This window comes from Evansella cellulosilytica DSM 2522 (assembly GCF_000177235.2).
Classification (GTDB): domain Bacteria; phylum Bacillota; class Bacilli; order Bacillales; family Salisediminibacteriaceae; genus Evansella; species Evansella cellulosilytica.
In genome coordinates this window covers 1,729,938-1,743,120 of sequence record NC_014829.1, presented here as the reverse complement: position 1 = coordinate 1,743,120, position 13,183 = coordinate 1,729,938, and the positions used below count along the sequence as shown (strand labels likewise).

General features: G+C 35.2%; 17 protein-coding genes. 2 read left to right on the top strand and 15 right to left on the bottom strand.

Annotated features, from left to right (window positions below):
- Window positions 1-192: 192 nt before the first annotated feature.
- Window positions 193-435, bottom strand: a complete 243-nt coding sequence (locus tag BCELL_RS07800; RefSeq protein ID WP_013488147.1) for an HPr family phosphocarrier protein — start codon at window positions 433-435, stop codon at window positions 193-195.
- Window positions 436-610: 175 nt separating this feature from the next.
- Here BCELL_RS07800 and BCELL_RS07795 point away from each other — a divergent pair, with 175 nt between their 5' ends.
- Entirely contained in the window at window positions 611-1,240 is a 630-nt protein-coding gene (locus BCELL_RS07795) for an NUDIX hydrolase (protein ID WP_013488146.1), read from the top strand.
- A 101-nt stretch (window positions 1,241-1,341) separates the two neighbouring features.
- Here BCELL_RS07795 and BCELL_RS07790 read toward each other — a convergent pair whose 3' ends face one another.
- On the bottom strand, window positions 1,342-1,578 hold the full coding sequence (locus tag BCELL_RS07790) for a YrhC family protein (protein ID WP_013488145.1): 237 nt from the start codon (window positions 1,576-1,578) through the stop codon (window positions 1,342-1,344).
- Between the two features lie 155 nt (window positions 1,579-1,733).
- Entirely contained in the window at window positions 1,734-2,435 is a 702-nt protein-coding gene (mtnN, locus tag BCELL_RS07785; protein WP_013488144.1) for a 5'-methylthioadenosine/S-adenosylhomocysteine nucleosidase, read from the bottom strand.
- Window positions 2,436-2,600: 165 nt separating this feature from the next.
- Here mtnN and BCELL_RS07780 point away from each other — a divergent pair, with 165 nt between their 5' ends.
- Complete coding sequence (locus BCELL_RS07780) at window positions 2,601-2,810, top strand: YrzA family protein (RefSeq protein ID WP_013488143.1); 210 nt, start codon at window positions 2,601-2,603, stop codon at window positions 2,808-2,810.
- A gap of 74 nt (window positions 2,811-2,884) precedes the next feature.
- Here BCELL_RS07780 and BCELL_RS07775 read toward each other — a convergent pair whose 3' ends face one another.
- The 12 genes from BCELL_RS07775 to BCELL_RS07725 all read right to left on the bottom strand — a co-directional run bounded on the left by BCELL_RS07775 (window position 2,885) and on the right by BCELL_RS07725 (window position 13,029).
- Window positions 2,885-3,553 (bottom strand): YrrS family protein, encoded by a 669-nt coding sequence (locus BCELL_RS07775; RefSeq protein WP_013488142.1) that lies wholly within the window; start codon window positions 3,551-3,553, stop codon window positions 2,885-2,887.
- Window positions 3,554-3,641: 88 nt separating this feature from the next.
- Window positions 3,642-4,097, bottom strand: a complete 456-nt coding sequence (locus BCELL_RS22485; RefSeq protein ID WP_157184181.1) for a hypothetical protein — start codon at window positions 4,095-4,097, stop codon at window positions 3,642-3,644.
- Between the two features lie 337 nt (window positions 4,098-4,434).
- Window positions 4,435-4,776, bottom strand: a complete 342-nt coding sequence (locus tag BCELL_RS22050) for an ABC-2 transporter permease (RefSeq protein ID WP_013488140.1) — start codon at window positions 4,774-4,776, stop codon at window positions 4,435-4,437.
- A 6-nt stretch (window positions 4,777-4,782) separates the two neighbouring features.
- On the bottom strand, window positions 4,783-5,973 hold the full coding sequence (locus tag BCELL_RS07765) for an ABC-2 transporter permease (protein ID WP_013488139.1): 1,191 nt from the start codon (window positions 5,971-5,973) through the stop codon (window positions 4,783-4,785).
- Entirely contained in the window at window positions 5,973-6,827 is an 855-nt protein-coding gene (locus BCELL_RS07760) for an ABC transporter ATP-binding protein (protein ID WP_013488138.1), read from the bottom strand. Before BCELL_RS07760 ends, BCELL_RS07765 begins: the two co-directional genes overlap by 1 nt.
- Window positions 6,811-7,209, bottom strand: a complete 399-nt coding sequence (locus BCELL_RS07755) for a GntR family transcriptional regulator (protein ID WP_013488137.1) — start codon at window positions 7,207-7,209, stop codon at window positions 6,811-6,813. The genes BCELL_RS07760 and BCELL_RS07755 overlap by 17 nt, the downstream gene beginning before the upstream one ends.
- A 173-nt stretch (window positions 7,210-7,382) precedes the next feature.
- Window positions 7,383-8,603: an ISL3 family transposase gene (locus BCELL_RS07750; RefSeq protein WP_081457257.1), complete on the bottom strand. Its 1,221-nt coding sequence runs from the start codon at window positions 8,601-8,603 to the stop codon at window positions 7,383-7,385.
- 170 nt (window positions 8,604-8,773) lie between these two features.
- Window positions 8,774-9,250 carry a transcription elongation factor GreA gene (gene greA / locus BCELL_RS07745; RefSeq protein WP_041808171.1) on the bottom strand — a complete coding sequence of 159 codons (477 nt, stop codon included), beginning with the start codon at window positions 9,248-9,250 and terminating at the stop codon, window positions 8,774-8,776.
- A 252-nt stretch (window positions 9,251-9,502) separates the two neighbouring features.
- Window positions 9,503-10,138, bottom strand: coding sequence for a uridine kinase (gene udk, locus BCELL_RS07740; RefSeq protein WP_013488134.1), 636 nt, complete (start codon window positions 10,136-10,138; stop codon window positions 9,503-9,505).
- Window positions 10,139-11,413, bottom strand: coding sequence for a peptidase U32 family protein (locus BCELL_RS07735; protein WP_013488133.1), 1,275 nt, complete (start codon window positions 11,411-11,413; stop codon window positions 10,139-10,141).
- A gap of 13 nt (window positions 11,414-11,426) precedes the next feature.
- Window positions 11,427-12,356: a peptidase U32 family protein gene (locus BCELL_RS07730; RefSeq protein ID WP_013488132.1), complete on the bottom strand. Its 930-nt coding sequence runs from the start codon at window positions 12,354-12,356 to the stop codon at window positions 11,427-11,429.
- Window positions 12,357-12,369: 13 nt separating this feature from the next.
- A complete protein-coding gene (locus BCELL_RS07725; protein ID WP_013488131.1) occupies window positions 12,370-13,029 on the bottom strand; it encodes an O-methyltransferase in 660 nt (219 codons plus the stop codon).
- Between the last annotated feature and the right edge of the window lie 154 nt (window positions 13,030-13,183).

Below are 13,183 nucleotides of genomic sequence, written 5' to 3'. Positions count from 1 at the left end.
CCTTTCATTTTAGAGAGTTATTAAGCGTTTCCCGTGTAATTCTATTCCTAAACATCTTGTCCTTTATTTCGAGTACATACGTAGTTATTATTATAAATATCGTACCAAAGTTGCTATTTATCATTTCTATTAAATAAATAAGGGTGACATAAAAATCTACCTTTTTATGTCACCCTCTCCATACTTATATTATTATTTTGCGAAAAGGCCAGCATCAACAAGTTCTTGTGCAAATGCGTCGCTACCTTCTCCTTCAAACGTAATATCAACCTCTTGACCCGGTTGAAGAGCTAGGGCTAATACTCCTAGTAAACTTTTAGAATCAACGACCCAATGATCCTTCTTTAAAAGAATAGTTGCATTGTACTTGCTAGCTGTATTAACAAATTGACTAGCTGCGTCTGCAAAAATTGGTTTTTGTACCGTTAGTTTCATGAACAACACTCCTCATTTTATGTATTACTTTTATTATAAGTTTATAAGCAACGAATTACAATTACAAAATGAAAACATTTACATTTCACTTTTGAACTGGATTTTATACTATAATAATACATATAAAATAATGTAGTATCATATAGAATGTATGACAAATTGGAGTGACATATGCATGGATGATCGAATGATAAAATATTTCCGTTCAAGAAAATCGCAATTAATCGATAAGCAAAAACTTTATGAGTTTGCACTTGTCGTCCCACTAATTGTTCTTGACGACGAATACTATATAGTTTTTGAAAAAAGAGCTAAAAATATTACACAGCCTGGAGAAATATGCTTTCCTGGTGGAAAAGTAGATAAACTTGACGAGTCTGTAGAGTATGCTGCAGTACGGGAACTTACTGAGGAGCTCGGTGTTCCCCCTCATCACATAGAAGTTGTAGGAGAGCTTGACTATTTAATTACACCATTCAATATGATACTCTATCCATTCTTAGCGCGCATAGACAGTAAAACACGCTTTGAAAAAAATGACGAAGAGGTTGCGGAGATTTTATTTATCCCTTTATCTGATCTCATGAGCATGGAGCCAAAGGAGCATTATATTTATTTAGATGTTCGTCCTGAGGAGAACTTTCCTTATGAATTAATTCATCAAGGAGAGAACTATCCATGGCGTACTGGCACCTTTCCAGAGCAATTTTATGTATATAAGGGACAGGTCATTTGGGGATTAACTGCAAGAATATTAACGCATGTACTTGAAGAAATAGCGCAAGCAGAAAAAGGCCGTTTTTAAACAACAAATAAAAATACGAGTGAGTCGCTCTATTTCAGAAGCAATCACTCGTATTTATCTCTTTTATGATAAAACGTGCGTTGTATATTTTTAACTTTTCCTTATTCTTCTTCATATAGTTTCTGCTGGGAATGCATAGCAATACGGTGAAAAACAAACGCCATCATTAGCATTACAACGAGCATTCCAATCATAATTGTTTGATGGTGAGGTGCAACAGATTCGTGCGGTAAAACTAATCCTAAAGAGATAAATCCGCATAATGCTAATAATATAAATGCGAATCTTTTAAAATCTATTACTTTATTTTTTAATTCATTGATTTTTTTATCTGACATGTATTTATTCACCTCTTCTATAATAGATGAGTTAAATGATCTAACAAACTATGAATAGTATAACATGTCTTTACGTGAAGAGAGATAGTAATATATTCCAAATAACGCTTGATAGGAGAAAGTACCCTTATCAAGCGCGAGAAGTGTTATGAATGTTATTTCTTTTTTCTTAATTCCTCAAGCATTAACAGCACCATTTGGGCAGAATTGACAGATGCCTTTTCTAAAAATTGGTCATAAGAAAGCTTAGCATCCTTACCGGCAATATCCGATAAAGAACGGATAATCACAAATGGACATTGAAATTGATGACATACTTGTGCAATCGCCCCTGCTTCCATTTCAGAGCAATAAGGATTATTAAATTTTTGACGAATTTCTTCTACTCGTTCATGGTCGCTCATAAACGAATCTCCAGAAATAATTAACCCTTTTACTGAATTAATATTTAATTCCTCTACACATTCTTCCGCAATCGTAATTAGTTCCTCATGTGGCATATAAAACGCCGGCATGCGTGGAACTTGTCCAAACTCATAGCCAAATACAGTTGCGTCCACATCGTTATATCTTACTTCCGTTGAAATAACAATATCACCAACAGCAAGCTCTTGATGAAATCCTCCAGCTGATCCTGTATTTATGATGTAGTCAGGTTGGTATAGTTGTATCATAATTGATGTACAAATGGCAGCATTCACTTTCCCAATCCCTGATTTAGATAGAACAACTTCCACACCTTCTAGCCTACCGATAAAATATTCGCAACCAGCTATCAGCTCTTTATCAATCACATTCATTTTTGATCGAAGTAACTCCACTTCCTCTTCCATTGCTCCAATTAAACCTATACGCATCTGCAGACCTTCTTTCTTAAAATCATCTTTGTATATCATATCTAATCCACTTGCAATGAGCAAGTTGTTGTTTTTAACCACAATTATGTTGTTTTCATATTGCTAGATGTTTATTATTATTTTATGAGGCTTTAATCGTATGAAGGAACTTGAGGAGGTAACACGATGTTAATAAGTTCGAACACATTAAAAGATAAGGTAGAGTTTTTCGAAGCAAACGATTTATCTACGTTAGAAAAACAAATTGCGAAAAAAATAGATGACAATCAAGCGATTATGCTGGAAGTACACCACGTCTCTCACGAAGTGACGATAGAGCCTAAAACCGGTAAAAAAGTGTATAGTGCTGTCGTACATTTTAAAGGAGTAAAATAAGAGATTGACTCAAAAGGTAATAATTCGACCTTTTGAGTCAATCGGCAATAGGCGGATCCGCCAAAGATAGTATTCTAGTTTGAATAATATGGATTTTCGTCCACAACTTCAACTGAAACAGGCATCCACCCTTCGTTCGTAACCCATTCTAACCTAACTTTATATGGCGTATTCCTATTTTCCCAAGTACTCACATAACCAACTGCACTAACATGATCTCCACCATTACCTACACGCCATGTAGTCATTGCATCCAACTCTATTCCCGTCGCATAACTAAAGGCTCTATCCATTTCTTCTCTATTAATATGTCCACTATCATAAACAGCAACAAAAGGCTCTTCTTGTACCGTGCCAATTGGCTCCCAATCGCCATTTTCTGGAGTTACTAATTCTCTATCTGTATCATTTTCTTCATTTCCTTCTTCATTCAAATCACTTTCTTCAGCATCTGTATCAGGAGTATTATTAAATTCAGTATCTTCTGATGTGTTTTCGTCTACTCCTTCTTCTACTGTCTCTTCTTGTTCTTGCTCTCGCTCTTCATGCTCTTCTTGCAAGTCCTCTTGCTCATCATCATTTGCTAACGATGGTTCATCTGAATTCCCACCAAATATTAGCGTTGCAGACAAAAATACGATCGCAATGATAACAACACCAATTGTCCCATTTAACCATAAATCTTTTCTTTTCTTCTTCCTTATTTCAGCTCTTCGCTGTCCATAGCTGCTATATTGATTCATGTAGAAAAGCCTCCTTTGTACTCCTACTCCCTGTCCTCTATAATTATAGTCTATGACTAAAGAAATTTCGATATTTCTATAAAATAAATTATTTTTCTATTTGAATCAATTTCTCTTCTCCCCACGGACTAATAAGTGAGAGCGCTGTACGACCTTCGTATATATCACTTATCATTTGTTCAGCTTCTTCTACGGTAATATGATTTGGATATACATAGGAAACATAATAATGAGTTTCTTCCTGAGACAAGGACATTTGTTTTATTTTTCCAGTAAAATGATGCGTATTCATCTGTGTTTCTATATTAGATAGCTTGACTGTCATCCCATGAACACCAGCTTCCGCTAGCCTATCATCTCTTTTTTTTAATACTACAATCAATTCGAATGAGTAATACGATTCATCCCCCTCTGTATATGCTTGTTTTAACTCATGGTCGATCCTCTCAAACTCAATAGCAGCAAAGCCCTCTACCACTTTTTCATTCACTCGTTGCTCTGCTATATACAACACAGCTACTGAGCCTACTATCATCATCATCATATAGCTAACAACCGCTAGCTTTCTCCAGTTTTTTCTTGAGTATAGGTTTATAGAGAGAATACTAGAAAGGAGTAAGAATACAATACTCCACCATATCAGAACTTCAAAGAAGCTAATGGTCAATAAATTGGAAGCTGCACTATACCCATTCCTTTGCTGAAAAAAAATAGGAAATGTATAAGTTACATATACAAACCAAAAAATAAACGTAACCGCTACAACCACTGATGCCAAATGGTGGTTTTTTACATAATAAAATGGCAAATAAAGTGCAACGAAAAATGTATAAGAATGAACAAGAAACAAATATAAATGAATTACTTCTCCATGAGATATGCTATTCTCTAAAAAAAATCATCGGTATCGACATAACAATAACTGCGCAGCAGAACACGACCATCGCGGATAGATACCTAGATAATACAATTTTTTCTTTTCTTATAGGCAATTGCAATAAGCGTTTACGAACATGATTCAATTCTTCTACACGGCATATATGGATAAAGGAACTAAACGATAATATACCAGCAAAAATAAATGGGAAGTAAAAGTCATTACTTTCTGTTTTAACAGAATAAATAATGTAACTGTTAAAAGCTATTATTGCTAGAAGTCCGATTATAATAAAAAGCAATATGTTTTTTATGCTCAACAAATCTCTTTTAATTAATGTAAGCATCGCTTCCTACCCTTCCCTTGATTTAATTTCTACTCTTTCTTCCATCCAGGGACTATCATAATAAAATGTAAAGTCTTCCTCCGTATATAGTTGCTGAAACTCTCTTACGTCCTCCTTAGATAGTACTTCTTCTGAATGTAAATAAGCCGAAGTATATATTCTTTCCTTATTCAAATAATCACTAGATTGGAAATAAAGTGCCATATCGTTAAATTGATTTCTATTAATATATTTTGAGACAATTCCATCTACATTTAATAAAATATTCGCCTCTGATTCAATAACGTAAAAGTCATGAGTAGGCTGACTAAAATCAATTTGAAAATAGAGTTGATAAGCCTCTTCATAATGTTCAGATGGTACTTCTAACAATTGAAGATGTATTTCCTCTACTCTCGTATCCTCAATAATTTGCACATATTCATAAACCGCATTGTTGTTTATTACAGCACCTTGCACGTATAATGCACCAAGGGCAATGATGACAAAAGAAGTGAATGCGCCTCCTGCATATTGCAATGTTCTTCTCTTTTTAATTCCATATGCTGATACGAACATCGAAATCATGATCAGTGTGTATAACGGAAAAATCAATAATACCCAAGATGATGCAGCGTAATATGCTTCTAATTGTGTATGACCCACACCATATTTTTCACTAGAATACACGCTTGGAAAAATAAAGAAGAAAAAAAATGAAACGATAACGCTAACTCTTCCAACCCATACGCTTCCTAAAAATGTAATTGTATAGTAAGCTGCTAATCTCATATATATAGCAAATATAGTAAAATGTATAATGATTAAGGATACTTTCACCATAGTAACAAAAGTAGTCCATGGAAAATCATATATATAAAGATAAATACCTAGAAAAATATGAGTGATCAAGGATACGCTAATCATTATAATGAAAACTGAAATGTAACGAGACACTACTACTGTTAAGTTTTTTACTGGTGTTTGCAGTATTTTTTCATTAACACCATTCATTATTTCTTTATCTGAAATAGAAGTTGTTAAATAAAATGAAATTAAAATCATTACTATTATCGATAGTGTGATTAATCCTAATCGATCGACAGGTAGCAAATAAGATGAAATGATTATAGACAGCCATGTAATACTAATAATACAAAAGGAGATCAATATAGCTTTCCGTATACTAACTAAATCTCTCACAATAAGTGACTTCATTACATATTCCCTCCTTTCTCTACGACGAAATAAAACAAATCATCAAGAGAAGGCACCTTAAATACGGCATCCTTAAGTGCATCTATACACTCGCTATGTATAACCCCTTTCACCTCTAATGACGTTTTTTCAAAAAATGTAACACCGTTTACTTTACTAACTTCACGATCTGCTTTTACAGAAAACGTGCGATACTTATCTTTTATAGACATCACATCTCCATAAAGTTTGATACGACCATCTTTAAAGAATAAAATATAATCAGAAACATCCTCCACCTCTTTTGTATGGTGAGTGGATATAATGATAGATTTCGTGCCATCCTCTATATATTCTTGGATTAATTGAATAAACTGTTGTCTCGCTATACTATCTAATCCATCTGTTGGTTCATCAAGTAACACTAACGATGGTTGATGTGCCATACTTAATATTAAATTCAACTTCATTTTCATACCTTTTGATAGCTCGTGTATTTGCACATTCGTTGAAAGCTCGAAAATGTGAAGCCATTTAGACACCCAGTCATCATCCCAATTCAGATGAAGACTTTCTATGAAGTCGAGTGCCTGTTTTATTGTAAAATCACTATACATTTGAATGTCGTTACTAATGTACACGATGTCAGACCGAATCATTTCGTTTGAGAAGTTCATTTCTTCCCCGTGCATAAGTACCCTACCTTCATTGAATGGAGGGAGTCCACAAAGCCCTTTTAAAAATGTCGTCTTCCCTGCCCCATTTCTTCCAATGATTGCCGTGATCATCCCCTTAGGAATAACTGCATGTATGGGTCCTAATGTAAAGTTTCTATACTTCTTTTTCACATCGTTTACTTCAACTATGCTTTCCATTACTATCTCCCCTCTTTTCTAACATTTCAATGATGATCTGCTTCATATCAGTGTCTGATAGCTTTAACCTTCTTCCCTTTTGAATAAGCGATTCGGTATCGCGAAAAAACAGTGCCTTATTTCTTTCGTACTCTTGATTATTTACGGTCTTTTTAACAAAACTACCTTTTCCTCGTTTTGTTATGATGTATCCTTCGTTCTCTAAATCTTGATATGCGCGCTTAATAGTAATCACACTCGTCTTTGCTTCCACCGCTAATCTTCTAATAGATGGAAGCTCCTCACCTGGAGTAATCGCACCATTTACAATATCTCTTATTATTTGATCTTTAATTTGAACATAAAGTGGCCGATCATCCTCATTATTCAAGTGAATCCACATCTTTTATCACCTCTATCTATAAAAAGACCGAGTATACTGTATATACTTTTTATACACAGTATACTCGGAACTTTTTCATTTCGTCAACATATTTAGAAATATTTTCATTCCTTTCTTTACAAAAAAAGGTTCTAAGTCAAATGTTGGGGTGGGAGAATAATTCTCCTGCCCCTTTATCCTACTTGAATTGTCTTTCCTTTTAATTGATGATGTAATAACACTCGCATTCGCAATCTGTCATAACGCTTAAATCCAAATGCATTACGTTTTATGACCTTCGTTTGGTTGTTAAGCCCCTCAATTGGACCATTGGTGTAGCCAAAAGTAAAACTATTGACTATCTCAATCTCCCAGTTCTTGAACGTTTCGATCGCTTTTATAAACTCCTTCATCCCTGATTGTTTAACCAACTCATAGAAGTTATTAAGCCCTTGTTTTACTCGTAAGCCATCTTTGGAACCTATCTCTTTTGCCTCATCAAACCACAATCGGAAGGATTCCTTAAGTTCATATGCCCTTCTTAATTCACTGGAGAGACTTAAATACCTTTTCAAATACCAGTGCTGCTTTTCTGTTAAATCCTCGTAGCGTTTATTAAATACATGCTTCATTCGTTTGCACTTTTTTCGATCGTAATCATGAAAGTCTTTTTGAACTCTTCTTCGTACTTGCTCTAATGCCCAATATATATAGCGACAGAAGTGGAAACGATCCGCAATAATCACTGGACTACCCAGGGCTTTTTCTACAGCTGACTTAAAGGAATAACTCATATCCATGACTACCATTTTTACATTGGCACCTTTTTTTCGTAGGTAGGACTTAACAGTTTTCACCGAACGATCCGGAAGGATGTCCAGCGGTTCTCCTGTCTTTCCATTCGCTAGGATAACCTGGAATTTCCCCTTGTTTGTATCTCCTTTATATTCATCAATCGCAATTACTTCAGGTAATTCCTCCACTTCCTTAAACATCGGTGTTGAAATTTTATCAAATCGTCTTATTACAGTGGTTGGTGATGTTCGAAACTGGCTAGCTGTATCTTTAAAGTTCTTTCCTTGAATGACGCGTAATCCCAAAGCCTGATTCCATTCCACTGTATGACGCTGATACCTTTCTATCACTTTCGTCTTTTCAGGAAACCTCTTTCCACAGGAACACTTATAGCGCCTCTTTCTATAAAACAAATATGTGTTTCTTTCAAACATCTTCAAATGTTGGACCTTTTGAATTCGATAGTCATGAACTTGCTTCGTTTTCCCCTCACATACGGGACATCGATGTGTTTTACGTTCCATCTCTACGTGGACATGAAACGAATCTGCCACTACTTCTGTTTTTGTTACAGTCAACTCTTCTAAACCAGGGAAATTCATGATAAAATGCATATGCACGCAACTCCTATCCTTTTCTTGTTTCTTCGACAATTCAAGTTTAAAGGATATTGGAGATTGCGTGTTTTTATATGCTCAGAATTTTCTTATTACCCCAACATATATTTTAGAGCCCAAAAAATACCACATGTGGCAACAATCACCTCATGTGGTATTCTATCTTAAATGTGTTATTTTACTTCTAAAATTTCTACTTCCATATCTCCACCAGGGGTAGCAACTGTGACCTTTTGTCCAACTGATTTACCCATTAAACTTTGTGCCATAGGCGAGTCGTTAGAAATTTTACCTTCTAATGGATCTGCTTCAGCACGACCTACTATTGTATATTCTTCTTCATCACCGTCTGGTAATTCTTTAAATGATACCGTTTTACCTAAAGTTACTACAGATGTATTAGTACTATCTTCTTTTATCATGACAGCATTGCGGATCATTTTTTCAATTGTACTAATTCTACCTTCCACAAATGCTTGTTCTTCTTTTGCTGAATCATATTCAGAGTTCTCAGAAAGATCTCCAAAACTGCGAGCAACTTTTATACGTTCAACGACTTCTTTTCGTCGTTCTGTTTTTAAGTACTCAAGCTCCTTCTCTAATTTCTCCTTTCCCTCTAATGTCATATAATGTTTCTCATCTACCATCATTCTTCACTCCTTCTGTCTAATACAAACTACACTAAGTGAGCGCTTTCATTCTCTCTTCTAACAGCACTCGAATAAAAATAATAATATAGGAAAGAAACGGTTTCTGGAATAGTATGTTAAAAAGTATAAAAACATGCTTTTAATAAACGGTCAGCGCCCAATTTTCCCATATGGAAAAAATTGGGGCGCTGAGTGAACTAACATTATAATCCAAAAATCCATTTCCATAACTATAGCACGTATTTTATGCTATTACAAAATTAATTTTTGTTCAAGAATCGTTTTTATTTTTGTAACCATTAAATCTATTGCTACTTGATTATTACCACCCTCTGGGATAATGACATCAGCATAGCGTTTTGTTGGCTCAATGAATTGAAGATGCATCGGACGAACCACTTCTGTATATTGATCAATGACCGAATCAATTGTTCGACCACGGTCTTTTATATCACGCATAAGGCGCCGGATGATTCTCAAATCTGCATCGGTATCTACATACAATTTAATATCCATTATATCTCGTAATCGTTCATCTTCCAAGATTAAAATACCTTCTAAAATGATGACATCTCTTGGACTTTGTTTCATTATTTCTTTAGAGCGTGTGTGATTCGCATAATCATATACTGGTTTGTCTATTTCTTCTCGATCCAACAGTTTCCTTAAGTGATCTAAAAGTAAATCGTTATCAAATGCCAGTGGATGATCGTAATTCGTTTTAAGCCTCTCTTCCATTGGCAAATGACTTTGATCTTTGTAGTAAGCGTCTTGCTCAATCATTAATATATCTTGATTTTGAAACTTACAATATATTTTATTCGCGACAGTAGTTTTTCCAGACCCAGAACCACCAGCTACTCCTATGATGATGGGTTTAGTACCCATTTATATTGCTTCCTTTCTCATCATATTATTACTAAAGACAGGCTTATCCACTTTTATTTTTACAACTTGTAATGGATGACGGGCAGCATCTAGCTCTTCTCCATCCTCATCCCAAATCGTACCTACCTTTTGCTTAAATGTATTAATTTCAGGGCCGAAAAACTCAATCGTATCTCCTGGTTTAAAATAATTACGTTGCTGTAATGTTACAATGCCAGACTTTTTATCGTAATCAAGTACGAGACCAGCAAAATCTATCGTTGTTTTTTGGCTGTGACTCCAAAACATTTGCTCCTCAAATCCTGGTTCATTTTCAAAAAATGCTGGTGCAGTAGGTCTATTTGCACACTTTGCTAGTTCCTCTAGCCAAGCAGGATCGATTGTAAAGTTGTCTGGGTCTTCACAATACGCGTCAATCACTTTTCGATAGACACTTACAACTGTTGCAACATAGTGAATGGATTTCATTCTTCCCTCAATTTTTAAGCTATCAATTCCAGCTTCAATCAATTTTGGTATTGCCTCCACTAAATTTAAATCTTTCGGTGACATAGCGAAAGGGGCATCTTCTTCAGCAAATAATTTCACTTCTGCATGTTCTTCCCCATCATTATTTTCTGCATAGAGGAAGTAATCCCATCGACATGATTGACAGCACCCACCACGATTGGAATCCCTTGCCGTCATATGGTTACTTAGCGTACAGCGTCCAGAATAAGAAATACACATTGCACCGTGTATGAACGTTTCAATTTCAATGTCTACGTTTTTCTTCATTTCAAGCATTTCAGCTAAACCTACCTCACGAGCGAGCACGACACGTTCTAACCCTTCTTCCTTCCAAAACTTTACTGCTTGCCAGTTTGATAACGATTGTTGTGTAGAAAGATGAATTTCTAATTTAGGCGCAGCTTTTTTACATGTTTCTATAATAAGTGGGTCTGCAACAATAATACCGGCAATACCAACTCGTTCTAAATCACTTAAATATTCCTCTAACCCATCCATGTTTTCATTATGGGCAAAAATGTTTGTCGTTACATATATTCTTGCGCCATACTTATTCGCAAACTGAACACCTTCAGCCATTTCTTCAATTGAAAAATTGTCAGCATTTGAACGTAATCCGAACTCTTGTCCACCGATAAATACTGCATCAGCTCCATAATGAACAGCTATTTTAAGCTTTTCTAAGTTCCCAGCAGGGGCTAAAAGCTCTGGTTTTTTCGTAATGATTCTTTTTCCGTCTTCCGTTTTTGTCGCTACTTGTTCCATTATCAATACCTCCTTAATAAACCGTCTCTTTAAAGAAGAAGCCGGTATCTAAATCACGATTTGGTGGCTGCATCTCCTTTATTGCATCGAGCAAAGCCGGCTTTTTCTCATCATATTCATCGGGACTTTCTATATATAAATCGATAGCTTCTCGGTAAAGCTTTGTTACCTTTACAATATAATCACTAGACTTTAGAATACCGTCTATTTTGAATGAATCAATGCCTGCATCTATCATTTCCTCTAGCTCATCGATAATGCAAATATCTTTAGGGCTCATAATGTGCGTGCCATTTTTATCTTCCCATATTGGATATTTCGCATCTCTTTCTGGGTCATGTAAAAACAACGTGCGATCTTTACTTCTACCTTCTACCTTTAAATCCTTACCTTGAAACTCCATATAATTCCCTAATAAAGTACGCTTAGATTGAAACATACAAGTCATTCCTTGTACTTGTACTTCAATCTCTACTTCTGCATTTTCTTTTATTTCTATAATGGAGTCCATATTCAACTCCCGAGCTAGAACAGCCCTTTTTGAACCTTTTTTCCCCCAATAATTCGCTGTAAACCAATTTGTTGCTGTTGTTTCCGTGTTCCAATGTAACTTCATTTGAGGAGCTACTTCTCGGGTATTCATTAAAACAGCAGGATCACCGAAAACGATTGCGTCTACGTTAATAGAGTGTAGAAACTTAATATAATCTGGTAACAGTGGGAGTGTATCATTATGAAAGAGCGCATTCATTGCTACATAAACCTTTACCCCTTTTTCGTGGGCAAGGTCCACTGTTTTCTTAATATCGTCTCGAGTAAACTCTCCAGCAAGTCTCAATCCATATTGTTCTTCTCCAACAATAAAAGCTGTTGCTCCCGCATCTATTAACGGTTCAATGTCTTGAACACACGTAGGAGTTACTAATAATTCTGGTTTATTCATATTCTTTTACCACCTATTCGTCACACTTACTATTTTTTATACTAACCATGACCCCATCCCCTATAGGATAGATCATTGATGTAAAACGAGATTCGCTCATCATCTTTTCATTAAATCGACGTAGCTTATTTATCATTGGCTTTAACCTTTTCGAATGTATTTCAGTTTCACCCGCAACCATTCCTTTAAATAACACATTATCTGAAATAATGAGACCACCAATATTAACATAAGGCTCGTAAAGCTCAAAAAATTGCTCGTACTGACCTTTTGCAGCATCTATAAATAAAACGTCATATGGTGCATATTTCGCTACTTTTTCTACAACCTTTAAAGCATCTCCCTCAACAAGATGGATTTGCTCGTTCATACTTACCTTTTCGATATTTTTCTTTGCTTCTATTATTCTAGATTCATCTCTTTCTATCGTTACGATTGTTGCATTAGGAACAGCAATTCCCATTCTAATTGCAGAATAACCTATTGCAGCACCAATTTCTAATATATTTGCTGGTTTTTTTAGCATTATTATTTGCAATAATGTTTGCATACCTGTTGATTCCATAATGGGCACATTATTTTGTTGTGCATACTTTTCCATTTCTGAGAGATGTCCTTGTTGCTCTTGTAGTAAGAACGATATATATTCTTCTGTAATCTGAAGCTTCGTCATAAAAAAAGCGCCTCCTTTGGCTGCTTTATATCCCTAGTAATAATGCACTTCACAAAAGTAATACTATTATCGAGAGTACTTTGACCGATATATTTTAACATAAAGATAGGGAGAATGCGAATAACACATTCTCCCTTTTCAAGCTTAAATTACT

What these genes read in the sequence shown, in the direction of transcription:
- BCELL_RS07780 (WP_013488143.1), top strand. Translation starts at nt 2,601, where the DNA reads ATGTTAATAAGTTCGAACACATTAAAAGATAAGGTAGAGTTTTTCGAA.
- BCELL_RS07735 (WP_013488133.1), bottom strand. Translation starts at nt 11,413, where the DNA reads ATGGAACAAGTAGCGACAAAAACGGAAGACGGAAAAAGAATCATTACG.
- BCELL_RS07730 (WP_013488132.1), bottom strand. Translation starts at nt 12,356, where the DNA reads ATGAATAAACCAGAATTATTAGTAACTCCTACGTGTGTTCAAGACATT.
- BCELL_RS22050 (WP_013488140.1), bottom strand. Translation starts at nt 4,776, where the DNA reads ATGCTTACATTAATTAAAAGAGATTTGTTGAGCATAAAAAACATATTG.
- BCELL_RS22485 (WP_157184181.1), bottom strand. Translation starts at nt 4,097, where the DNA reads ATGATGATGATGATAGTAGGCTCAGTAGCTGTGTTGTATATAGCAGAG.
- BCELL_RS07775 (WP_013488142.1), bottom strand. Translation starts at nt 3,553, where the DNA reads ATGAATCAATATAGCAGCTATGGACAGCGAAGAGCTGAAATAAGGAAG.
- BCELL_RS07790 (WP_013488145.1), bottom strand. Translation starts at nt 1,578, where the DNA reads ATGTCAGATAAAAAAATCAATGAATTAAAAAATAAAGTAATAGATTTT.
- udk (WP_013488134.1), bottom strand. Translation starts at nt 10,138, where the DNA reads ATGGGTACTAAACCCATCATCATAGGAGTAGCTGGTGGTTCTGGGTCT.
- greA (WP_041808171.1), bottom strand. Translation starts at nt 9,250, where the DNA reads ATGATGGTAGATGAGAAACATTATATGACATTAGAGGGAAAGGAGAAA.
- mtnN (WP_013488144.1), bottom strand. Translation starts at nt 2,435, where the DNA reads ATGCGTATAGGTTTAATTGGAGCAATGGAAGAGGAAGTGGAGTTACTT.
- BCELL_RS07755 (WP_013488137.1), bottom strand. Translation starts at nt 7,209, where the DNA reads ATGTGGATTCACTTGAATAATGAGGATGATCGGCCACTTTATGTTCAA.
- BCELL_RS07725 (WP_013488131.1), bottom strand. Translation starts at nt 13,029, where the DNA reads ATGACGAAGCTTCAGATTACAGAAGAATATATATCGTTCTTACTACAA.
- BCELL_RS07800 (WP_013488147.1), bottom strand. Translation starts at nt 435, where the DNA reads ATGAAACTAACGGTACAAAAACCAATTTTTGCAGACGCAGCTAGTCAA.
- BCELL_RS07760 (WP_013488138.1), bottom strand. Translation starts at nt 6,827, where the DNA reads ATGGAAAGCATAGTTGAAGTAAACGATGTGAAAAAGAAGTATAGAAAC.
- BCELL_RS07795 (WP_013488146.1), top strand. Translation starts at nt 611, where the DNA reads ATGGATGATCGAATGATAAAATATTTCCGTTCAAGAAAATCGCAATTA.
- BCELL_RS07765 (WP_013488139.1), bottom strand. Translation starts at nt 5,973, where the DNA reads ATGAAGTCACTTATTGTGAGAGATTTAGTTAGTATACGGAAAGCTATA.